Origin of the sequence: Streptomyces sp. NPDC058157 (assembly GCF_042884105.1) — a bacterium.
In the GTDB taxonomy this organism is placed as follows: domain Bacteria; phylum Actinomycetota; class Actinomycetes; order Streptomycetales; family Streptomycetaceae; genus Streptomyces.
Genome location: NZ_JBHVUQ010000006.1, coordinates 14,108 through 33,335, shown reverse-complemented (window position 1 = coordinate 33,335; position 19,228 = coordinate 14,108). Strand labels below are relative to the sequence as shown.

Annotated in this window: 19 protein-coding genes; 8 read left to right on the top strand and 11 right to left on the bottom strand. The window is 74.9% G+C overall.

What is annotated here, in order from left to right; all coding sequences use genetic code 11:
• Positions 1 to 58: 58 nt before the first annotated feature.
• Both ACFVXK_RS02905 and ACFVXK_RS02900 read left to right on the top strand, forming a co-directional pair.
• Positions 59 to 451, top strand: coding sequence for a DUF6325 family protein (locus ACFVXK_RS02905; protein ID WP_358892407.1), 393 nt, complete (start codon positions 59 to 61; stop codon positions 449 to 451).
• A complete protein-coding gene (locus tag ACFVXK_RS02900) occupies positions 451 to 885 on the top strand; it encodes an SHOCT domain-containing protein (RefSeq protein ID WP_389609775.1) in 435 nt (144 codons plus the stop codon). Before ACFVXK_RS02905 ends, ACFVXK_RS02900 begins: the two co-directional genes overlap by 1 nt.
• Positions 886 to 903: 18 nt before the next feature.
• Here the strand turns inward: ACFVXK_RS02900 and ACFVXK_RS02895 are convergent, their stop codons facing one another.
• The gene (locus ACFVXK_RS02895; protein ID WP_389609773.1) at positions 904 to 1,422 is read right to left on the bottom strand and encodes a GNAT family N-acetyltransferase; all 519 of its coding nucleotides are present in this window, start codon (positions 1,420 to 1,422) and stop codon (positions 904 to 906) included.
• A 204-nt stretch (positions 1,423 to 1,626) separates the two neighbouring features.
• Here ACFVXK_RS02895 and ACFVXK_RS02890 point away from each other — a divergent pair, with 204 nt between their 5' ends.
• Positions 1,627 to 2,802: an NlpC/P60 family protein gene (locus ACFVXK_RS02890; RefSeq protein WP_389609771.1), complete on the top strand. Its 1,176-nt coding sequence runs from the start codon at positions 1,627 to 1,629 to the stop codon at positions 2,800 to 2,802.
• Here the strand turns inward: ACFVXK_RS02890 and ACFVXK_RS02885 are convergent.
• The 5 genes from ACFVXK_RS02885 to ACFVXK_RS02865 are packed head-to-tail and all read right to left on the bottom strand — an operon-like array spanning position 2,748 to position 8,726.
• Positions 2,748 to 4,013: a styrene monooxygenase/indole monooxygenase family protein gene (locus ACFVXK_RS02885; protein ID WP_389609769.1), complete on the bottom strand. Its 1,266-nt coding sequence runs from the start codon at positions 4,011 to 4,013 to the stop codon at positions 2,748 to 2,750. The genes ACFVXK_RS02890 and ACFVXK_RS02885 overlap by 55 nt on opposite strands.
• A 46-nt stretch (positions 4,014 to 4,059) precedes the next feature.
• Positions 4,060 to 4,713, bottom strand: coding sequence for an ATP/GTP-binding protein (locus tag ACFVXK_RS02880; RefSeq protein WP_389609767.1), 654 nt, complete (start codon positions 4,711 to 4,713; stop codon positions 4,060 to 4,062).
• Positions 4,694 to 5,080 carry a DUF742 domain-containing protein gene (locus ACFVXK_RS02875; RefSeq protein ID WP_389609765.1) on the bottom strand — a complete coding sequence of 129 codons (387 nt, stop codon included), beginning with the start codon at positions 5,078 to 5,080 and terminating at the stop codon, positions 4,694 to 4,696. Before ACFVXK_RS02875 ends, ACFVXK_RS02880 begins: the two co-directional genes overlap by 20 nt.
• Positions 5,077 to 5,553: a roadblock/LC7 domain-containing protein gene (locus tag ACFVXK_RS02870; protein ID WP_389609763.1), complete on the bottom strand. Its 477-nt coding sequence runs from the start codon at positions 5,551 to 5,553 to the stop codon at positions 5,077 to 5,079. Before ACFVXK_RS02870 ends, ACFVXK_RS02875 begins: the two co-directional genes overlap by 4 nt.
• Positions 5,550 to 8,726 carry a nitrate- and nitrite sensing domain-containing protein gene (locus ACFVXK_RS02865; protein WP_389609761.1) on the bottom strand — a complete coding sequence of 1,059 codons (3,177 nt, stop codon included), beginning with the start codon at positions 8,724 to 8,726 and terminating at the stop codon, positions 5,550 to 5,552. The genes ACFVXK_RS02870 and ACFVXK_RS02865 overlap by 4 nt, the downstream gene beginning before the upstream one ends.
• Before the next feature lie 346 nt (positions 8,727 to 9,072).
• On the opposite strand from ACFVXK_RS02865, the gene ACFVXK_RS02860 reads away from it, so the two are divergent.
• Positions 9,073 to 9,846, top strand: coding sequence for a hypothetical protein (locus ACFVXK_RS02860; RefSeq protein WP_389609759.1), 774 nt, complete (start codon positions 9,073 to 9,075; stop codon positions 9,844 to 9,846).
• 37 nt (positions 9,847 to 9,883) lie between these two features.
• On the opposite strand, the gene ACFVXK_RS02855 is transcribed toward ACFVXK_RS02860, so the two are convergent.
• Together ACFVXK_RS02855 and lon are read right to left on the bottom strand one after the other, a co-directional pair.
• On the bottom strand, positions 9,884 to 10,324 hold the full coding sequence (locus ACFVXK_RS02855; protein ID WP_388951458.1) for a MarR family winged helix-turn-helix transcriptional regulator: 441 nt from the start codon (positions 10,322 to 10,324) through the stop codon (positions 9,884 to 9,886).
• A 134-nt stretch (positions 10,325 to 10,458) separates the two neighbouring features.
• Positions 10,459 to 12,855: an endopeptidase La gene (gene lon / locus ACFVXK_RS02850; RefSeq protein ID WP_389609757.1), complete on the bottom strand. Its 2,397-nt coding sequence runs from the start codon at positions 12,853 to 12,855 to the stop codon at positions 10,459 to 10,461.
• A gap of 125 nt (positions 12,856 to 12,980) precedes the next feature.
• On the opposite strand from lon, the gene ACFVXK_RS02845 reads away from it, so the two are divergent.
• Positions 12,981 to 13,379 (top strand): RidA family protein, encoded by a 399-nt coding sequence (locus tag ACFVXK_RS02845; protein ID WP_389609755.1) that lies wholly within the window; start codon positions 12,981 to 12,983, stop codon positions 13,377 to 13,379.
• A 60-nt stretch (positions 13,380 to 13,439) separates the two neighbouring features.
• Here ACFVXK_RS02845 and ACFVXK_RS02840 read toward each other — a convergent pair whose 3' ends face one another.
• From ACFVXK_RS02840 to ACFVXK_RS02830, 3 genes are all read right to left on the bottom strand, one after another.
• Complete coding sequence (locus ACFVXK_RS02840) at positions 13,440 to 14,186, bottom strand: DUF4097 domain-containing protein (protein WP_389609753.1); 747 nt, start codon at positions 14,184 to 14,186, stop codon at positions 13,440 to 13,442.
• A 101-nt stretch (positions 14,187 to 14,287) separates the two neighbouring features.
• Positions 14,288 to 15,163, bottom strand: coding sequence for a sulfurtransferase (locus ACFVXK_RS02835; RefSeq protein WP_389609751.1), 876 nt, complete (start codon positions 15,161 to 15,163; stop codon positions 14,288 to 14,290).
• 70 nt (positions 15,164 to 15,233) lie between these two features.
• Positions 15,234 to 16,532 carry a hypothetical protein gene (locus ACFVXK_RS02830; RefSeq protein WP_389609749.1) on the bottom strand — a complete coding sequence of 433 codons (1,299 nt, stop codon included), beginning with the start codon at positions 16,530 to 16,532 and terminating at the stop codon, positions 15,234 to 15,236.
• A gap of 176 nt (positions 16,533 to 16,708) precedes the next feature.
• Between ACFVXK_RS02830 and ACFVXK_RS02825 the strand changes: the two genes are divergently transcribed.
• The 3 genes from ACFVXK_RS02825 to ACFVXK_RS02815 all read left to right on the top strand — a co-directional run bounded on the left by ACFVXK_RS02825 (position 16,709) and on the right by ACFVXK_RS02815 (position 19,209).
• The gene (locus ACFVXK_RS02825; RefSeq protein WP_389609747.1) at positions 16,709 to 17,269 is read left to right on the top strand and encodes a hypothetical protein; all 561 of its coding nucleotides are present in this window, start codon (positions 16,709 to 16,711) and stop codon (positions 17,267 to 17,269) included.
• 123 nt (positions 17,270 to 17,392) lie between these two features.
• On the top strand, positions 17,393 to 18,133 hold the full coding sequence (locus ACFVXK_RS02820; protein ID WP_389609745.1) for a response regulator transcription factor: 741 nt from the start codon (positions 17,393 to 17,395) through the stop codon (positions 18,131 to 18,133).
• Complete coding sequence (locus ACFVXK_RS02815) at positions 18,130 to 19,209, top strand: ATP-binding protein (RefSeq protein ID WP_389609743.1); 1,080 nt, start codon at positions 18,130 to 18,132, stop codon at positions 19,207 to 19,209. The genes ACFVXK_RS02820 and ACFVXK_RS02815 overlap by 4 nt, the downstream gene beginning before the upstream one ends.
• The last annotated feature ends 19 nt before the right edge of the window (positions 19,210 to 19,228 follow it).

The following is a 19,228-nucleotide window of genomic DNA, read 5'->3' as shown; positions in this document are numbered from 1 at the left end:
CCGAAGAGTCGTCAGAAACGGTCGAGATTGCCGTCGCGAGGAGCGGGAGCCGAGCCTTATGGGACCTGTGGAATTCATCGTCCTCGCCTTTCCGGAGGAGCAGCTCCGGGTCCCGGCGGTCGAGGCCGTGATGGGGCTGCGCAAGACCGGGGTGGTGCGGCTCATCGACGGGCTGGTCACGACGAAGACGGCGTCGGGGGAGGTCCTGGCGGCGGAGTTCGACGAGTTCGTGGAGCTGCGGGGGCTCCTGGCGGGCCGTGACGTGGCCCGGCTGATCGGCCCGGAGGACGTCCGCGAGGCGGCGGAGCTCCTGGACCGGGGGAGCTGCGCGCTGCTGCTGGTGGTCGAACACGTCTGGGCCCAGGACGCGGCCGTCGCGGTACGGGCGGCGGGCGGGCGGATCGTGGGCTCGGTCCGGATCCCGGCGGAGCGGGTGGAGGTGGCGGTCTGATGTTCATCCGCCCGGTGAACGTGACGGTGACGGCGGCGACCCGCCCGCCGGGCCACCCCCTGCTGCGGGGCCTGCTGCGGCGGGCGGCGGGGGCGGCGGAGTGGAGCCAGGACGTGAGCCAGGACGTGGGGCCCGGGGAGGACGGGGAGGCCGGCGAGGAGGCCCTGGCGGAGGCCTTCGCCGAGGACGAGGCCGAGGCCCTGGCCGAGGCGGCGGGGGCCGTGGGACCGGCGGCCCGGGCGGAGGCGGTCGACGAGGCCGACGCGATGGCCCGCCCGCTTCCGCGGCCGGCCGCCGGACCCCGGCCGCCGACGGCCCCCTCCGCACACGGGACCCTGGTCCAGGAGCTCACCCAGCTGGCCGACCTCGCCCGGGAGGGGCTGCTGACGCCGGAGGAATTCGCCCGGGCCAAGGGGCAGCTGCTGGAGGGCTGACCGCGGCTCCTCGGGGGGCTAGCCCTCCTCGCCCAGCGTCTTCTGGAACCAGGCGACGTCCCAGAAGACGCCGAACTTCCGGCCGACCCCCTCGAAGCGGCCGACGGGGCGGAACCCGAACCGCTCGTGGAGCCGCCGGGAGGCCTCGTTGGGCAGGGTCATCCCGGCGAGGGCCAGATGGACGTCCTCCCGCTCCAGCACCTCGAACAGCGCGGTGTACAGGAGGCTGCCGACGCCGCGGCCGACGTGCTCGGGGGCGAGGTAGACGCTGGTCTCCACGGAGGTCGCGTAGGCCGCCTTCGGACGGAACGCGCTGCTCGTGGCGTAGCCGAGGAGCTTTCCGCCCTCCTCGGCGACGAGGAGCCGGTGCGGGCCGGAGTCCGGATGGGCCAGCAGCCACGGCCGCCGCTGCTCGACGGTGAGCGGCTCGACGTCGAAGGTGACCGGCGTCTCGGCGACGTAGTGGTTGTAGATGCGGGTCAGCTGTTCGAGGTCGTCCGCGACACCGGGCCGGACCAGGATCACCGTCTTGTCCATGCGGGTGACGGTAACGGGAGGGCGTTACAGGGGGGTTACGTCACTCCGGTGGTGTGGACCGGCCCCCGTCGTCGAGGGGATCCGCACGCACGGGGGCCGTCGCCCCCGTGGACCCCCACCCGGGTGACCCCCCGCTCCCCCGCCGCGCCGCCTCGCCGGCCCCCGCCCGCCCCCGTGGCAGCATCAGCCAGCGGAGGTGATTACATGACAAAACGACTGCACCGCCCCCTCGGCCTCGGCCTCAGCTGTCTCGCCGCCGCCACCCTCCTCGTCACCGCCGGCCCCCCGCCCCCCGCCCGGGCCGAGCCCGTCGGGGAGTTGCTCACGCGGCTGCAGGGGCTGTACCAGCAGGCCGAGGAGGCCGCCGAGGTCTACAACGCCGCCGAAGCAGCCCTCAAGGCCCGCCGGGCGGAAGAGGGGCGGCTCAGCTCCGCCCTCGGCAGGGCCCGCTCCGCGCTGGACTCCGAGCGCGCCGGCGCCGGACGGCTCGCCCGGGAGCAGTACCAGGGGCTCCAGAACGGCGGCCTCTCCCCCTACCTGAGGATGCTGCTCTCCGGCGACCCCCAGCAGGCCCTCGACCAGCGGCGCCTCGCCGCCCGCGAGGGGGCCCGGCGGGCCGGGGTCGTGGCACGGCTGGAACGGGACCGCGAGCAGGCGGGTGCGCTCGCCGACGCCGCCCGCAAGGCCCTCGACGCCCAGCAGTCCCTCGCGGCCCGGCAGAAGGAGGCCCAGCGGGAGGTCACCGGCCGGCTCAAGGAGGTCGAGCGGCTGCTCGCCGCGCTGACCCCCGCCGAACTCGCCGGGCTCGGCGCGCGGGAGGCGGCCGTCACCGCCGGGGCGCAGCGCAGCCTGCTGGACTCGGGCCGGCTGCCCGCCCGTACGACCCCGCCCACCGCCGCGGGCGACTCCGCCCTGCGCTACGCCGCCGCCCAGATCGGCAAGCCGTACGTGTGGGGCGCCGAGGGACCGGCGAGCTTCGACTGCTCCGGGCTGACCTCGCAGGCCTGGGAGCACGCCGGCCGGTCCATCCCCCGGACCAGCCAGGAGCAGTGGGCGCAGCTGCCCAGGGTGCCGCTGGACCGGCTGCGCCCCGGTGACCTCGTCGTCTACTTCCCCAAGGCCACGCACGTGGCCCTCTACATCGGCGACGGCAAGGTGATCCAGGCCCCCCGTCCGGGGGCGAAGGTCAAGGTGTCCCCGATCGCGGCGAACCCGCTCCTGGGCGCGGTCCGCCCCGACCCGGACGGGACCCCGCTCACCCACTTCACCCCGCCGCCGCTGCCGGAGCCTTCGGCGACGGGCGACGGCGCCGCGGACGACCGGGGCTACGACACGGACGGGGAACCGGCCTCGGCCGCCTCCGCGACCTCCGCCAGGTAGTCCTCCGCGTCCTCGGGATCGTAGAAGTACGCGTCGAAGTCGGCCGGGTTGTCGAAGCCGTTGGCGAATCGATCCGCCACCCGCTGGTACCGCCCGGCCGCCCCGATCAGGTCCAGCACGTGCTCCGGCGGGGCGCCCAGCATGGCGTTGCTCCACTGGGTGACCGGCTTGCCCGTGGTGAACCAGTACTTGTCGAAGGTGGCCTTCATCCAGGACTCGTCGAACGGCTTGTCGCCGTGCATCAGGATCGACGACAGGTAGGAGGCCGCGCACTTGGCGGCGGCGTTCGCGCCCTGCCCGGTGATCGGGTCGTTGGCGACGACCACGTCCGCCACCCCCAGCACCAGCCCGCCGCCGGGCAGCCGCCCGACGGGCTTGCGCACCACGGGCGCGTACCGGCCGGCCAGCGTGCCGCCGGCGTCCGTCAGCTCGACCTTCGTGGCGCGCGCGTACTCCCACGGCACGAACTTCTCCATGAGCTCCAGCGTGAGCTCCAGGTGCTCGCCCGGGTCGTTGACGCCCCGGAAGGCGTCCAGCGGCCCGCCCGGCAGGCCCTCCCAGAACAGGATGTCCGCCCGCCCCGAGGTGGTCAGCGTCGGCATGACGAACAGCTCGCCGACGCCGGGCACGAGGTTGCAGCGCACGGCGTCGGTGTCCGGGTGCTCGGGGCGGGGCCCGAGCCCGTGCACGTACGCCACGGCCAGGGCGCGCTGGGGGCTGTCGTACGGGGAGCGGGCCGCGTCCCGGCCGAACATGGAGACGAGCTCGCCCTTGCCGGCGGCGACCAGCACCAGCTCGTACGCCCGCGAGAAGTAGTCCAGGTCGGCGACCGACGCGCCGTGGATGACCAGCTGCCCGCCGCGCTGCACGAACACGTCGAGCCAGCCGGCCATCTTCACGCGCTGGTCCACGGACTGCGCGTAGCCCTTGAGGCGGCCGAGCCAGTCGACGGCGCGGCCGCCGTCGGGAGCGGCGACGGAGACGCCGAGCCCCTCGATCCTGGGGGCCTGCCGCTCCCAGAAGTTCAGCTGGAGGTCGCGCTCGTGCCGGAGCGCGGAGTCGAACATGCACTGCGTGGACATGACCCGCCCGGTGCGGATCTCGTCCGCCGTCCGGTTGGACATGAGGGTGACCTCGTAGCCCTTCGCCTGGAGGCCGAGGGCGAGCTGGAGGCCGGACTGCCCGGCCCCCACGACAAGTATCCTGCGCATCTCACGTTCTCAATCTGGGCAGTACGGGCACAACGGGCTCGGCCGGCTACGCGGGAGTGGCGTCCAGCGCGTGGCCCACCAGGGTCAGCAGGGACTCGACGACCGTGTCCCGGCGCCGCGCGTCCATGATCACGACGGGGACGTCCGGCGGGATGGTGAGCGCCTCCCGCACGTCCTCCGGCTCGTACTCCTTCGACCCCTCGAAGTGGTTGACGGCGACGGCGTAGGGCAGCCCGCAGCTCTCGAAGTAGTCGAGGGCGGGGAAGCAGTCGCGCAGCCGGCGCGTGTCGGCGAGCACCAGGCCGCCGATGGCGCCGCGCACCAGGTCGTCCCACATGAACCAGAACCGCTCCTGGCCCGGGGTCCCGTACACGTAGAGCACGAGGTCGTCGGCGAGGGTGATGCGGCCGAAGTCCATCGCGACGGTGGTGGTGTTCTTGTCCGGGGTCCCGGTCAGGTCGTCGGTGGGGACGCTGGCCTGGGTCATCACCGCTTCGGTGCGCAGCGGGGTGATCTCGGAGACGGAGGAGACGAAGGTGGTCTTGCCGACCCCGAACCCGCCCGCGACCAGCACCTTGACGGCGACGGGCGCGCGCGAGCGGTCGTACTGCCACGGCTGGACGGGTTCGTCGTCCAGCAGGAGCGCGGTGTCCGGACCGGTGACGGTGTCGGGGACGGCTTCAGAGACGGCGAAGGCCATCGAGCACCCTTTCCAGCAGCGCGCGGTCGGGGCGGCCGGTGCCGTGCCCCGTGCCGTAGACGCGGATCCGGCCCTGGTCGGCGAGGTCGCTGACCAGGACCCGGACCACGCCGAGCGGCAGTTTCAGGAGCGCGGATATCTCGGCGATGGTCCGCATCCGCCGGCATACCTCGACGATGGCGGCCATCTCGGGCATCCGGTCGGGCGTCTTGGCCGGTGCGGCGTCCAGGGTGGCGACGAAGGTCTCCACGAGCAGCACCTGCGTGAAGCGGGTGCGGCCGCCCGTCAGGGAGTACGGGCGGACGCGGGCGGGGCGCCGGTCGGCCCCGCGTATCGGAAGTCGGTCGGAGGCGGCCGGGCTCCTCACGAGGTGTTCTCCATCGACTGGCGCAGCTCGCTGCGGACTTCGGGGGTCAGGACGTGGCCGGCCCGGCCGACGAACAGGGCCATGTGGTAGGCGACGACGCCCATGTCGCAGTCGGGCGTGGCGTGCACGCCCAGCAGGGAGCCGTCGCTGATGGACATGACGAAGACGGAGCCGTTCTCCATCGCCACCATGGTCTGCTTGACCGAGCCGAACTCCATGAGGGCGGCCGCGCCGGTGGTGAGGCTGCCGAGACCGGACACGATGGTGGCGAGGTCGGCGGAGGCGCCGCGGGGGCCCTTGGGGCGGGCGGCCTTGCCGGACTCCGGGGCGGCCTCGGAGGAGAGCAGCAGCAGACCGTCCGAGGAGACGACGGCCACGGAGTTGACCCCGGGCACCTCCTCCACCAGGTCGGTCAGCAGCCACTGCAGGTTGCGGGCCTGGCTGCTCAGTCCGTACGTACTGGGCGCGGTCATGTGCGTGCCTCCTGTGCGGTGTCCCCCTGATCGGTGTGTCCCTGTCCGTGGGCCTCCTGGGCCCCCGGACCCCCCGGGGTCTGCCGCTGGTCCTGCGCGAGTTCGGCGGCGACGACCCGGCGCCCGTCCTGGGCGCCCTGGTAGAAGCCGCCGAGACGGCGGCGCAGTTCCTCGGCGTCGACCCGGCGCGGCTCGGGGCGGGCCGCGGCGGGGCGTCCGGCGCCGCCGCCGGGGGCGGCCACGGCGCGCGGGGTGCGCTTGGGAAGGCCCTTGGCGGTGACGGCTTCGGTGCCGCCGGGCTCGGGGTGGCTGCCCTGGCGGGGGACGAAGCCGTCCTCGGCGTCGGGGGCCCGTCGGTGTCCGCCCTGGTCGGCGTCGCTGCGTTCCCGGCGCGGCAGTCCTGCCTTGCGTACGGGGCCACCGGGCGCGGTGCCCGGCTCCCCGGCGGCGTCCCCCTCGGCGGGGTCGGCCACCGCGAAGGCGTCCGCATCGGCGTCGGCCACGACCCGCGCGAGGAGTTCCTCCTCGGGACGGCCCCCGCCCGGCGCCTCCGCCGCGGGGGCGGAGGCGGTGAAGACCTGGTCGGCCGGGGGCAGCTGGGCGTCCTCGAAGGCTTCGGCCAGCGGGACGACACGGGCGGGCTGCTCGGCGTCGTCAGCGGTGGCGTCCGCATCGGCGGCGGCATCGGCGGCGGCGCGCTTCGTGAAGGCACCGGCCCCGAAGGCCTCCGCCACCAGGTCGGCGGCGGCGTACTCGGTGGAATCGGAGTCGGAATCGGCGTCGGCGTCGGCCGCGTACTCCGAGTCGAACGCAGACGCGGACTCGGACGCGGACTCGGACGCGACGGAGTCCACCCCGCCCCCGGCTTCCCCGGACGCGGCGGCGCCCTCCTCCTCGGCGGGGGCACCTATCCCGGCGTCCTCGCCCACCGCCGACTCCCCCGGCTCCGCCTCGAAGGCCTCGGCCAGCGTGACCACCCTGGCGGCCTCTTCGGGGGCCGGGGCGTCCGTCGGCTGGGGGCGCAGGCGGGGCGGGAGGGTGTGCTCGTTCGCCTCGGCGATCACGCCGGGCAGCTGGTACGCGGGCGCACCGGCGGAACCCAGGCTGTGGACCGGGGAGGCGGGCGGGGCGTCCGGGAGCAGCGCGGCCGGGATGACCACGAGGGCCTCCGTGCCGCCGTGGGCGGCGGTGCGCAGCTCGGCGGTGACGCCGTGGCGGGCGGCGAGGCGGCCGGCCACGTACAGGCCGAGGCCCAGGCCGTGTTCGGCCTCGGGCTCCTCGTCGTAGGCCTCGGGGGTGGAGAGGCGCGAGTTGAGGGAGTCGAGCCGGTCTCCGGTGACGCCGATGCCTTCGTCGACGACGGACAGCACCACGTCGCCGGCGTCGGTGAGGTGGCCGGAGACCTTCACCTTGGCTTCCGGCGGGGAGAAGGTGGTGGCGTTCTCCAGGAGCTCGGCGACCACGTGCGAGATGTCGTCGGCGGCGTGCCCGGCGACCTGCGTGTAGGAGGGCAGGGTGGTCAGGTCGACGCGTTCGTAGCGCTCGATCTCGCTGACGGCGGCGCGCATGACGTCGACCAGCGGCACGGGCAGGCTCTGGCCGTGGCCGTGCTCCTGCCCGGCGAGGACCAGGAGGTTCTCGTTGTGGCGGCGCATGACCGTGGCGAGGTGGTCGAGCTTGAAGAGGGTGGCGAGCCGGTCGGGGTCGCCCTCCTTGGACTCCAGTTCCTCGATGACGGCGAGCTGGCGCTCGACGAGGCCGAGGGTGCGCAGGGAGAGGGAGACCGAGGTGGTCGACATGATGCGGCGGTGCTCTTCGAGCCCGGCGCGCAGCTCGGCCAGTTCCCCTTCGAGGGCCTTGCGGGTGGTGGCCAGCTCCTGCTCGCGGGCTTCGCGGCTGGTGGCGAGGGCCTCGTTGCGGCCGATGAGCCGGCGCCGGTCGGCGTCGAGTCCGGCGACCTTGGTGTGGAGGGCGACGGTCTGCTCGCGGACGGCGTTGAGGTGGCGGACGACCTCGGCGAACTCGTCGTTGCGGCCGGTGAAGCGGACCGGTTCCTGGGAGCCCTCGGGGGTGGCCAGCCGCTCGGCGCCGCGGCGCAGTACGGACAGGGGCCGGGTCAGGGAGCGGGCGACGCCGGTGGTGAAGCCGACGACGAAGAGGAAGAGGACGCCGAGTCCGGCGACCATGAGCTCCAGCCGGGTGACGTCGTCGTCGCGCAGGGTGGCGAGGGCGGCGGCCCGCTGGCCGGCGAGGGTGGCCTCGACGGAGCGCATGCGGTCGAGGCGGGCGGTCAGCGCGGAGGCGAGGGCGCCCGGGTCGGTGGCCTTGCGTTCGGCGGCGGTGAGGGTGGGCCGCTCGGTGAGGCGCTTGAGCTGGTCCTCGGCGGTCTTGACCTCGGGGCCGGTGACGGTGGCGGCCAGGGTCTGGCGCACGTCGGGGCGGGCGGACCGGTTGAAGTCGTCGAGGGCGGCCTGTTCGCGGACGCGGGAGCGCTGGGCGGCGGCGCTGAGCTCGTCGGCGGCGGCGTTGCCCGGGGCCTGTTCGGCGCGGGGGACGGCCAGGGCGGCGAGGAGCAGTCCGCGCGTGGCGGAGGCCTGGTCCACGGCCTGGCTGAGGGGGGCCATGGGCCGGGTGACGGCGAGGGCGGCGTCGGCGCGCGGCGGGGTGAGCTCGGCGAGCCGGTCGCCGGGGGCGAGGAGTTCGGTGAGGAGGCCCGTGTAGGCCTGCTGGGCGGCCACGGCGGTGCCCTTGCCGTCGACGGCCTCGGCGCGGGCGGCCTTGATGTGGCCGAGGGCGCGGGCGAGGTCCTCGTCGGCCTCCGGGCGGAGTTCGGCGAGCGTCCGGTCGGTGCGCGCGGTGCGCTCGTCGACGGGCGCCTTGGCGCTGCCGGGGCGGCCCTTGGCCACGTACTCGACGACGGCGTCGCGCTCGTCGCCGAGGAGGTGGACGAGGGTGAGGGTGTGCTGTGTCTGCTCGGCGAGGGTGACGAGTCGCTGGGAGTCGTCCAGTTCCCTGGTGGCGGAGACGACGGCGGGGGTGCCGGCCGCGAGGACGGTGAGTCCGGCGACTGCTACTCCGACGACCAGCCTGCTGCGGACGCGCACGCGGCGTCCTGCCTTGGCGGGTCCGTCGGCGCTGGCGGTGCCGTTCTTCCGAGACCGCTTCTTCTGCACCGGTGCTCGCAATCCTGTACGTGGGGTCGTGCTCGTCTACTCGTGTGGCCGAGGTAACGGCCGGTCAACAAGTAAACGCCCCCTGCCCCCTCGTACCGCCTCAGACCTTCGCAGTGTGTTGGGAGGAGAGCCGCACATCGCCCACCCGGCCACTCGAAGGAGTGAACATCACGGAGGAGTGGCCGACCAACTCGGGCACGGCGTGCCAGGGGCCGTCCGTGGACGGGCGGTTGAAGGTCGGGGCGGGCTTTGGCAATATGCCCGCCCACATTTACCGGCGGTACCCATTCCGGCATTGGTACGGACCTGACCGGCGGCACAGGGGCCCGAAGGGCAGGATGTCCGTATGCGCATCGACCTGGCTTCGGCCCCCGGCAGCGCCGAACGCCCCAACGAGGACTGGGTGTCGGCGTCGACACCTGCGGCGGGAGGGGGTGTTGTGGTGGTCCTGGACGGGGTCACTCCGCCCCGGGGGGACGACGGCTGCGCGCACGGAGTGCCCTGGTTCGCCACCCGCCTGGGTGGTCGATTGACCGAACTGTCCGGATCGCGGCGGGACATGCCGCTCGACCGGATCCTGGCCCGGGCCATCGGGGACACGGCCGACGCCCACCGCCACACCTGTGACCTTTCTCACGTCCGGACGCCGCAGGCGACGGTGGTGATGGTCCGCTGGGACGCGGTGGGCGTGGAGCACCTCGTGCTCTCGGACTCCGTGCTCCTGCTGCGGGCCCCCGGCGGCGGGGTCACGGCGGTGCTCGACGACCGGCTGGACCGGATCCCCGACGGGGTGCGCCGCTCGGTGGCGGCCACGGACGCGCTGCGCAATGCCGAGGGCGGCTTCTTCACCGCCGCCGCCGACCCCTCGGTGGCGGCCCGGGCGGTCGTCGGGCGCACCCCGCGCCGGGAGGTGGGTGCGCTGGCCGCGCTGACGGACGGGGCCAGCCGGTGGACGGACACGTTCGGGGAGGGCGACTGGGCGGCCTGCCTGGACGTGCTGCGCGAGGAGGGGGCGCGGGGGCTGATCGGCCGGGTGCGGGCCATCGAGTCCGACCCGCTGCGCCCGCCGGCCCGCCACAAGCGCCACGACGACGCCTCGGCGGTGTACGCGGAGCTGTGAGCGTCGACGCCTTGCGGCGGGCGCGGCTGCGGGGGTCCTACTCCTCGCCGGAGTTCAGCTGGTTGAGCAGCCGGGCCAGCTCGGCGACCTCGCCGCGGTCCCAGTCGGCCAGCTTGCGCATGTACTGCTCGCGCCGGGCCCCCCGGACGCGCAGGAACCGGGCCCGGCCCTCTTCCGTGAGGCCGACGAGGAAGGCGCGGCCGTCTGCGGGGTCCGGCTCGCGGGCGACCAGGCCCAGCAGCTCCAGGGCGCGCAGCTGGCGGCTCATGGTGGCCTTGCCCACGCCGAAGTAGGCGGCCAGCTCGGTGGCCCGCTGGCGGCCGGCGGCCTCCAGCCGGACCAGCAGCCCGTACGCGGCGGGCTCCAGCTCCGGGTGCAGGGCGCGGGCCATCTCGCCGGAGGAGGCCCGGGCCCGCCGGAGGAAGACGGACAGCTCCCGCTCCAGCGCGAGGAACTCCTGGTCTTCACTGCCGTGCACGTGCCGCTCCCATCGGTGATGGGGTGCGAGCCTGGCACCCCGGTACGGGACCAGTATTTCCCAGGGCGCGCGCCGCAGGCCCGGGGCCCCGCCGATACGGGGTCCCGGGCCTGGCGGCGGTGCGGCCGCGCCGGTCAGGCGGCCTTGGTGAAGGAGACCACCGCCGGGGCGAGGGCCAGCTCCAGCACCTGGCGCACGTCGGTCACCGGGTGCACCTCCAGCCCCTCCAGCACCTCGCCGGGGACGTCGTCCAGGTCGGCCTCGTTGCGCTTCGGGATGATCACCGTGGTCAGCCCGGCCCGGTGGGCGGCGAGCAGCTTCTGCTTGACCCCGCCGATGGGCAGTACCCGCCCGGTCAGCGAGACCTCGCCGGTCATGGCCACGTCCGTGCGGACCTGGCGGCCCGAGAGCAGGGAAGCCAGCGCCGTGGTCATCGTGATGCCCGCGCTCGGCCCGTCCTTGGGGACGGCGCCCGCCGGGAAGTGGATGTGCACGCCCCGGTCCTTGAGGTCGGCGACCGGGAGCTCCAGCTCGGCGCCGTGCGAGCGCAGGAAGCTGAGCGCGATCTGCGCCGACTCCTTCATCACGTCGCCCAGCTGCCCGGTCAGGGTCAGCCCGGCCGCGCCCGTCTCCGGGTCGGCGAGGGAGGCCTCGACGAAGAGGACGTCCCCGCCGGCGCCGGTCACGGCGAGGCCCGTGGCCACGCCGGGGACGGCCGTGCGCCGCTCCGCCGGGTCCTGGGCGGACTCCGGCACGTGGTGCGGCCGACCGATCAGGCCGCGCAGCTCGCCCGCGCCGATGGAGAACGGGAACTCCCGCTCGCCCAGCTCGTGCTGCGAGGCGACCTTGCGCAGCAGCCGCGCGATGGACCGCTCCAGGGTGCGCACGCCCGCCTCGCGGGTGTACTCCCCGGCGAGCTTGCGCAGGGCCTCCTCCTCCAGGACCACTTCCTCACCGGTCAGCCCGGCCCGCTCCAGCTGGCGGGGCAGCAGGTGGTCGCGGGCGATGACGACCTTTTCGTCCTCGGTGTAGCCGTCGAGGCGGACCAGCTCCATCCGGTCGGCCAGGGCCTCGGGGATGGCTTCCAGCACGTTGGCCGTGGCCAGGAAGACCACGTCGCTCAGGTCGAGCTCCACCTCCAGGTAGTGGTCGCGGAAGGTGTGGTTCTGCGCCGGGTCCAGGACCTCCAGCAGGGCGGCCGCCGGGTCGCCGCGGAAGTCGGAGCCGACCTTGTCGATCTCGTCCAGGAGCACGACCGGGTTCATCGACCCGGCCTCCTTGATCGCCCGGACGATCCGGCCCGGCAGGGCGCCGACGTAGGTCCGGCGGTGGCCGCGGATCTCGGCCTCGTCCCGTACGCCGCCGAGGGCGACGCGGACGAACTTGCGGCCCATGGCGTGGGCCACGGACTCGCCGAGCGAGGTCTTGCCGACGCCGGGGGGCCCGACGAGCGCGAGCACGGCGCCGCCGCGCCGGCCGCCGATGACGCCCATGCCCCGCTCGCCGCGCCGCTTGCGCACGGCGAGGTACTCGGTGATGCGGTCCTTCACGTCGTTCAGCCCGGCGTGCTCGGCGTCGAGGACGGCCCGGGCGCCCTGGATGTCGTACCGGTCCTCGCTGCGCTCGTTCCAGGGGAGCTCCAGCACCGTGTCCAGCCAGGTGCGGATCCAGGAGCCCTCGGGGCTCTGGTCGCTGGAGCGCTCCAGCTTGTCGACCTCCTTGAGCGCGGCCTCGCGGACCTTCTCGGGCAGGTCGGCGGCCTCGACGCGGGTGCGGTAGTCGTCGGACTCCTCGCCCTCCTTCTCCCCGCCCAGCTCGCGCAGCTCCTTGCGGACGGCCTCCAGCTGGCGGCGCAGCAGGAACTCGCGCTGCTGCTTCTCGACGCCGTCCTGGACGTCCTTGGCGATGGACTCGGCCACGTCCTGCTCGGCGAGGTGGTCGGAGAGCGCCTTGACGGCGAGCCGCAGCCGGGCGACCGGGTCGGCGGTCTCCAGCAGTTCGACCTTCTGCGCCACGGTCAGGAACGGCGAGTACCCGGAGTTGTCGGCGAGCGCCGACACCCCCTCGATCTGCTGCACCCGGTCCACGACCTGCCAGGCGCCGCGCTTCTTGAGCCAGCTGGTGGCGAGCGCCTTGTACTCCTTGACGAGCTCGGCGACCGCCCCGGGCAGCGGGTCGGGCACCTTCTCCTCCACGGTCTCCCCCTCGACCCAGAGCGCCGCCCCGGGCCCGGTGGTCCCGGCGCCGATCCGGACGCGGCCGCGCCCGCGGATCAGCGCCCCGGGATCGCCGTCGGAGAGCCGTCCGACCTGTTCGACGGTGCCGAGCACGCCGATCCCGGCGTACTTCCCGTCGACCCGCGGCACGAGCAGGACCCGGGGCTTCCCGCTGCCGCGCGCCGCCTGCGCGGCCTCGACGGCGGCGCGTACCTCGGCGTCGGACAGGTCCAGCGGGACGACCATCCCGGGCAGCACGACCTCGTCGTCGAGCGGCAGCACGGGCAGGGTGAGCGTTACGGACGTCGAAGCCATGATCTTCCCTCCGGCAGTGAAGTTGAGCTATGCCGACTCAATGCTTCTGCGCCCGGCAATGTTCCCCAACTTCCGTTCGCCTGGGGCGAACACCCCCGCACCCCCCCTCGTAGCACCATGACGCCATGGCAGACATACGACGAACCGTCAGCTCGGGCTCCCCCCTGGAACCCCGGATCGGCTTCTCGCGCGCGGTGCGCCTGGGGCGGCACGTGGCCGTCGCGGGCACGGCGCCCATCGGGGACGACGGCTCCACCGTCGGCCCGGGCGACGTCCACGCCCAGACGGTGCGGTGCCTCGACATCGCCCAGCGGGCCCTGGAGGAGGCGGGCGCCTCCCTGGAGCACACCGTGCGCACGCGGATCATGCTGACCGACATCACCCGCTGGGAGGAGGCCGCCCGGGCCCACGGCGAGCGCTTCGCCGGAATCCGCCCGGTGACCACCTTCGTGGAGGTGTCCCGCTTCATCGACCCCGCCTGGCTGGTCGAGGTGGAGCTCGACGCGATCCTCGACGAGGACTGAGGACGGGACCAGGACCGGGACCGGGGCCGGGGCCGGGACCGGGGCCGGGGCCGGGGCCGGCTACGGCGCCGAGAGGCGGACGTCCCCCGAGGCGGTGCGGACCGTCATCCGGGACGGGGCGTCCTGGCTGCCGTCCAGGCGGACGTCCCGGCTCCCGGAGCCCGTGTCGACCGACAGCCGGTACGGGCCCTGCGGGGCCGTCACGCCGATGTCGCCCGAACTGGTGGTGACGGACACCGAGGCCGGAGCCTTCACGAACCCCGCCTGCACGTCCCCCGAGGCCGCGCGCAGCTCCGCCTCGGCCCCTTCCAGGCCGTCGGCGGTGATCCGTCCCGAGGCCGTACGGATCTTCACCGGGCCCGTGATCCGCTCGGCCCGGACGTCCCCGGACGAGGAGGTCAGGTCGGCCCGCGCGACCCCCCGCACGGTGATGTCCCCGCTGCTGCTCTCGACCCGCACGGCGGCCGCCGCGGGCACCTCCAGGCGGTAGTCGATCCAGCAGTCGTCCCCGCACCCGTCCTGGAACCTCAGCACCCCGTCGGACACCCGCTGCCGCGGCGCGGGGGCCGTGCCGCCCCGGTAGTGGACGACCCGGCGGACGGTGACCCCCGTGCCGGAGCCCGTGGTGACCTCGACGTCACCGCTGCGGACGCCGGTCAGCTCCACCGCCGTGACCGGCTCGGAGACGGTCGCGTCGGCGTCGAGGGTCTTCACCGGGCCCACGCCCGTCAGGCCGCAGCCGGACAGCAGCAGGGCGGCCCCGAGGGCCGTGACGACGAAACGGGCTGACGCGGTGTGAGATGCCATACGGACGAGTCTGCCGAGCGGCGGCGCCCGGCGCGCGGGTGCAGGCCTCCGAAACGGGGGTGGAGCCAGCACCACCCCCGGCCGCCCCCGGTCGCCCCCCGTCAGCCCCCGACGGCCACCGGGCGGTCCGAGGGCAGCCCCCACTCGCTCCACGAACCGTCGTACACCGCGGTCTCCCCGTACCCGGCCAGGGTCGCCCCCAGCGCGAGCACGCACGCCGTGACACCGGAGCCGCAGCTGAAGTAGAGCCGCTCCCGCTCCCCGGCCAACGCCTCGAAGGCCGCCCGGAGTTCCCCGGCCGGACGCATCAGCCCCCCGGGCCCCTGGAGCTCGCCGAACGGCAGGTTCAGCGCGCCCGGCATGTGCCCCCCGCGCAGCCCCGGCCGGGGCTCGGGAGCGGTGCCGGCGAACCGCTCCCGGGTCCGGGCGTCGAGCACGGCGGCGTCCGGGTCGGCCAGGGCCCCGGCCACGGCGGCGGCGTCCACGAGCAGGCCGGGGCGCGGCCGCGCGGTGAAGGAGCCCCGCGGCCCGTCGTACGCCGCCGGCCCGTCCTCGACGGGCAGCCCCGCGGCGGCCCAGGCGGGCAGCCCGCCGTCGAGCACGGCGGCCCGGTCGAAGCCCATGGCCCGCAGCATCCACCAGGCCCGGGCGCTGGAGTAGACCCCGGCGGCGTCGTAGACGACCACGCGGGCGTCCTCGTCCACCCCGAGCCCCCGCATCGCCTCCTCGAACGCGGCCGGCGCCGGCATGGTGTGCGGGGCGGGGGCGTCGTGGTCGGACAGGTGCCCGTCCAGGTCGAAGGGACGCGCCCCGGGGATCCTGCGCCCCCCGCCCCGGTGCGCCCCGACGGAGGCGTCGAACACCACGACCCGCCCGAGGTGCGCGGCGAGCCAGCCGGAACCGACCAGCGGGGCGGGTATCCCGGGTACGGACGCGGACGCGGATGGGGATGCGGATGCGGATGCGGGCGCGGACATACGGAGCCTCCGGGAGGACGTCGGAAACGATCTCCCGCCCATCCTCCCCCCGCGGCGGTCCCCCTCGCCCTCACCCGCACCCCCCGCCCCGTCGCGCGTACACCGCCACCCGCGCGCCCCTGACCTCCGTCACCGAGCAGCGGTCGAAGCCGGCCGCCAGGGTGGTGCGCTTCGCCGCCTCCGCCGGGTACGGGTCCAGCGGCTGGTCCGCCGGGTCCGTCAGGGCCAGCACCCGCGGGGACGACAGCAGGGCCCGCCGGATCCCTTCCGGGGCGAGTTCCGTGCCGTGGAGGGTGTGCGTGGCGGCCGGGGAGCCGGCCAGGGCCACGTCGCGCAGCCCGCCGTACACCCCGGGCGAGGACAGCAGCCACTCCCGCCTCCTCGACGGCATGAACAGCACGGCGTCCCCCGGCCGGGCCCGCTCGCGCACCACCGCCGCCACCGCGAGGACGTCGTCCCGGCGGCTCTCCGGCGTGCGCAGCCATGCCGACCACGCCCCCACCGGCACCAGCAGCGCGCCCGCCACCGCCCACGGCAGCCAGCCCCGGGCCCCCGCCCGTCCCCCCTGCGCCAACCGGACCCCGGCCAGGAGCGCGAGCCCGCCCAGGGCGTAGAGGACGTACCGGTCGACGTACCAGGGGTGGACCAGCGAGACCGCCATCAGCAGCCCGGGCGGCAGCAGGGCCAGGGGCACCGCGACCCGGACCACCTCCCGACGGCCGCCCCGGGCCAGCAGGAGCACCGCCCCCGACAGCACCCCGTACGCCACCCAGTCCTGCCACCCGGGCCGCCCCAGCCAGCCCAGCTGCCGCTGCGCCTGCCCCGCGCTCACCACCGCCAGCGGCAGCAGCCCGGCGGCGACCGCCCCGGCCGCCCACCGCCAGCCCCGCTCCCGCCAGGCGGGGACCCCGTGGGCGAGCAGCGCCAGGGCCGCGAACTCGTGCAGCCAGCAGCCCACCAGCAGCACCACCGCGTACGGGACCCAGCGCCGCAGCACCATCAGGTGGGTCGCCCAGGCCACGGCCGCCGCCACCAGGGCGTACGAGCGCCCCTCCTGCCCGTACATCTGGACGGGCGGGAGCAGGACGTACACCACCCCCGCCCACAGCGCGGCCCGCTCCCCCGCCAGCCGGTGCGCCACGGCGGCCACCCCGCCGGCGGCGAGGGCCGTCCCCGCCACGGACGGCAGCCGCAGCGCCCACAGCCCGCCACCGCCACCGGCGTCGCCCCCCACGGCGGACGCGGCGAAGACCGCGTGCATCACCCCGTAGTACAGCCCGTGCACCGCGTCGACCTGTCCGAGCAGGCCCCACAGCTCCCCGGCCGGCCGGTGCGCGACCTGCCAGGTGGTCGATTCGTCGCGCCACATGCCGCCCCGGCCCGGCCCCCGCTCCAGGCCCCACAGGCCGAGCAGGAGGACGGCGAGCAGCGGAGGGAACCAGCGCCAGGCGGCCGAGCGGTGGATGACGTCCTCCGGGGTGCTTTCGGTGGCGGGTCGGCGCCTCCATACTCGGATGCGGTACCGGTGTCCCGCAGGAGGTCGGAGTGCGAGCGATGCGAACGGCCGCGGCCGCGGCGGCGGTCCTGCTGGCCGCGGTGTCCCTGGCGGGGTGCGACCACGACGGCGCCTCGGCCCCCCAGGGGCCGGCCGGCGCCACGGCCCCCGCCACCCCGTCCGTACCCGCCACGGCCCCCGCCACCGCGTCCGTACCCGCCACGGCCCCCGCCACCCCCCGCACCACGCCTCCCCCGACGGCGGACCCGTCCACCGAGCGCCTCCTGCGCGTCACCCGCAGCGGCGGTTTCGCCGGCCGGACCAGGACCCTCCTCGTCAACGGCGACGGCTCCTGGACCCTCCTGGGCGAGCAGGCCCAGGACCTGCGCAAGGGGCGTCTGAGCGCGACCGGGCTGGAGGATCTGCGCACCGCGCTCCGCGCGGCCGACTTCGCCCGTCTGCCCCGCACCGCGACCGCCGATCCGCCGGTGTACGACGGGTTCACGTACTCCTTCGTGCACGGCGGTTTCGAGGTGGCGGCCGACCAGACGGCGCTGTCGGCGGCCCTGTCACGGGTGCTGGAGGCCCTCCCCGGATTCGACGCCGCCTGAGGAATCCGGGATGAATCTCTGATTCCGGATGCTCCCGGGTCCTGTCCGAACCCTCCATGGCCGCGGGCCGGTGCCTCCTCTACGCTGCACCCCAGCCATCACGCGGATCATCAGGGGCGGGACATGGAACAGACGCACACCGGCCACCACGGCGCCGCGGCCACCCCAGGTGCCCAGCGGCGCGTGCTGGTGGTCGAGGACGACCGCACCATCGCCGACGCCATCGCGGCCCGGCTGCGGGCCGAGGGCTTCCAGGTGCAGACCGCCTACGACGGGCCGGCCGCCGTCGCGGCCGCCGAGAGCTGGCTGCCCGAGCTGCTGGTGCTGGACGTCATGCTGCCCGGCTTCGACGGACTGGAGGTGTGCCGGCGGGTGCAGGCGCAGCGGCCGGTCCCGGTGCTGATGCTGACCGCCCGCGACGACGAGACCGACATGCTGGTCGGTCTCGGGGTCGGGGCGGACGACTACATGACCAAGCCGTTCTCCATGCGCGAGCTGGCGGCGCGGGTGCACGTGCTGCTGCGCCGGGTGGAACGGGCCACGCAGGCCGCGACGGCCCCGCGCGGGGCGACCCTGCGGCTGGGGGACCTGGAGATCGACCACGCGCAGCGGAGGGTGCGGGTGCAGGCGGAGGACGTGCACCTGACGCCGACCGAGTTCGACCTGCTGGTGTGCCTGGCGGGGACCCCGCGGGCGGTGCTGTCGCGCGAGCAGCTGCTGGCGGAGGTGTGGGACTGGGCGGACGCCTCGGGCACCCGTACGGTCGACAGCCACATCAAGGCGCTGCGCCGGAAGATCGGCGCGGAGCGGATCCGTACCGTCCACGGCGTCGGGTACGCCCTGGAGACCCCGGCGCAGGCGTGAGCGGCGGGCGCCCCGACGGGGGGCTGCGCCCGTTCTCGCCGTTCTCGATCAAGACGAAGCTGGGCACGCTCGTCGTGGTCTCGGTGTTCATCACCACCGGTCTGCTGATGGTGGCGCTGCGCACGGACACGGAGGTGCGCTTCATCACCGTCTTCTCAGTGATCGCCTCGATGCTGATCACCCAGATCGTGGCGCACGGCCTGACGGCCCCGCTGGACGAGATGACCACGGTCGCGCGGGCGATCTCGCACGGGGACTACACGCGCCGGGTGAGCGGGGCCGGACGGCGGGACGAGCTGGGCGATCTGGCGTCCACGATCAACCGGATGGCCGGTGATCTGGAGGCCGAGGACAGACATCGTCGAGAGCTGGTCGCGAACGTCTCGCACGAGCTCCGTACTCCGATCGCGGCGCTGCGGGCGGTGCTGGAGAACGTGGTGGACGGGGTCTCGGAGGCCGATCCGGAGACCATGCGGACGATGCTGAAGCAGGCGGAGCGGCTCGGCCGGCTGGTGGAGACCCTGCTGGACCTGTCCCGGGTGGACAACGGGGTGGTGCCGCTGAAGGCGCGCCGCTTCGAGGTCTGGCCGTACCTGTCGGGGGTGCTGAAGGAGTCGGGGCTGGCGGCCTCCGGGCGGCCGGGTCTGGCTTCCGGTTCGGGCGGGCACACCCGCAACGACGTGCACCTGCACCTGGACGTGCATCCTCCGGAGCTGACCGCCTACGCGGACGCGGAGCGACTGCACCAGGTGGTGGCGAACCTGATCGACAACGCGGTGAAGCACAGTCCGGCGCACGGCCGGGTGACGGTGCGGGCCCGTTCGGGCGACACGCCCGGCAGCCTGGCGCTGGAGGTCGTGGACGAGGGGCCGGGGATTCCGGAGGCGGAGCGGCACCGGGTCTTCGAGCGGTTCAACCGCGGGGCCGCGGGCGGCGGCGACGGGGGCACGGGACTGGGGCTGGCGATCGCCCGCTGGGCCGTGGGCCTGCACGGAGGCGAGATCCGCGTGGCCGAATCGTCACGTGGTTGCCGAATCCTTGTCACCCTTCCGGGCAGCTCGCCGGCGCTGTCTTGACGTAGGGTTCGAGTGGGAA

Coding starts and splice junctions, on each gene's coding strand:
- ACFVXK_RS02860 (WP_389609759.1), top strand. CDS start 9,073: ATGCGCATCGACCTGGCTTCGGCCCCCGGCAGCGCCGAACGCCCCAAC.
- ACFVXK_RS02895 (WP_389609773.1), bottom strand. CDS start 1,422: ATGGACAAGACGGTGATCCTGGTCCGGCCCGGTGTCGCGGACGACCTC.
- ACFVXK_RS02880 (WP_389609767.1), bottom strand. CDS start 4,713: ATGGCCTTCGCCGTCTCTGAAGCCGTCCCCGACACCGTCACCGGTCCG.
- ACFVXK_RS02820 (WP_389609745.1), top strand. CDS start 17,393: ATGGAACAGACGCACACCGGCCACCACGGCGCCGCGGCCACCCCAGGT.
- ACFVXK_RS02830 (WP_389609749.1), bottom strand. CDS start 16,532: ATGTGGCGCGACGAATCGACCACCTGGCAGGTCGCGCACCGGCCGGCC.
- ACFVXK_RS02900 (WP_389609775.1), top strand. CDS start 451: ATGTTCATCCGCCCGGTGAACGTGACGGTGACGGCGGCGACCCGCCCG.
- ACFVXK_RS02845 (WP_389609755.1), top strand. CDS start 12,981: ATGGCAGACATACGACGAACCGTCAGCTCGGGCTCCCCCCTGGAACCC.
- ACFVXK_RS02905 (WP_358892407.1), top strand. CDS start 59: ATGGGACCTGTGGAATTCATCGTCCTCGCCTTTCCGGAGGAGCAGCTC.
- ACFVXK_RS02885 (WP_389609769.1), bottom strand. CDS start 4,013: ATGCGCAGGATACTTGTCGTGGGGGCCGGGCAGTCCGGCCTCCAGCTC.
- lon (WP_389609757.1), bottom strand. CDS start 12,855: ATGGCTTCGACGTCCGTAACGCTCACCCTGCCCGTGCTGCCGCTCGAC.
- ACFVXK_RS02840 (WP_389609753.1), bottom strand. CDS start 14,186: ATGGCATCTCACACCGCGTCAGCCCGTTTCGTCGTCACGGCCCTCGGG.
- ACFVXK_RS02870 (WP_389609763.1), bottom strand. CDS start 5,553: ATGACCGCGCCCAGTACGTACGGACTGAGCAGCCAGGCCCGCAACCTG.
- ACFVXK_RS02835 (WP_389609751.1), bottom strand. CDS start 15,163: ATGTCCGCGCCCGCATCCGCATCCGCATCCCCATCCGCGTCCGCGTCC.
- ACFVXK_RS02890 (WP_389609771.1), top strand. CDS start 1,627: ATGACAAAACGACTGCACCGCCCCCTCGGCCTCGGCCTCAGCTGTCTC.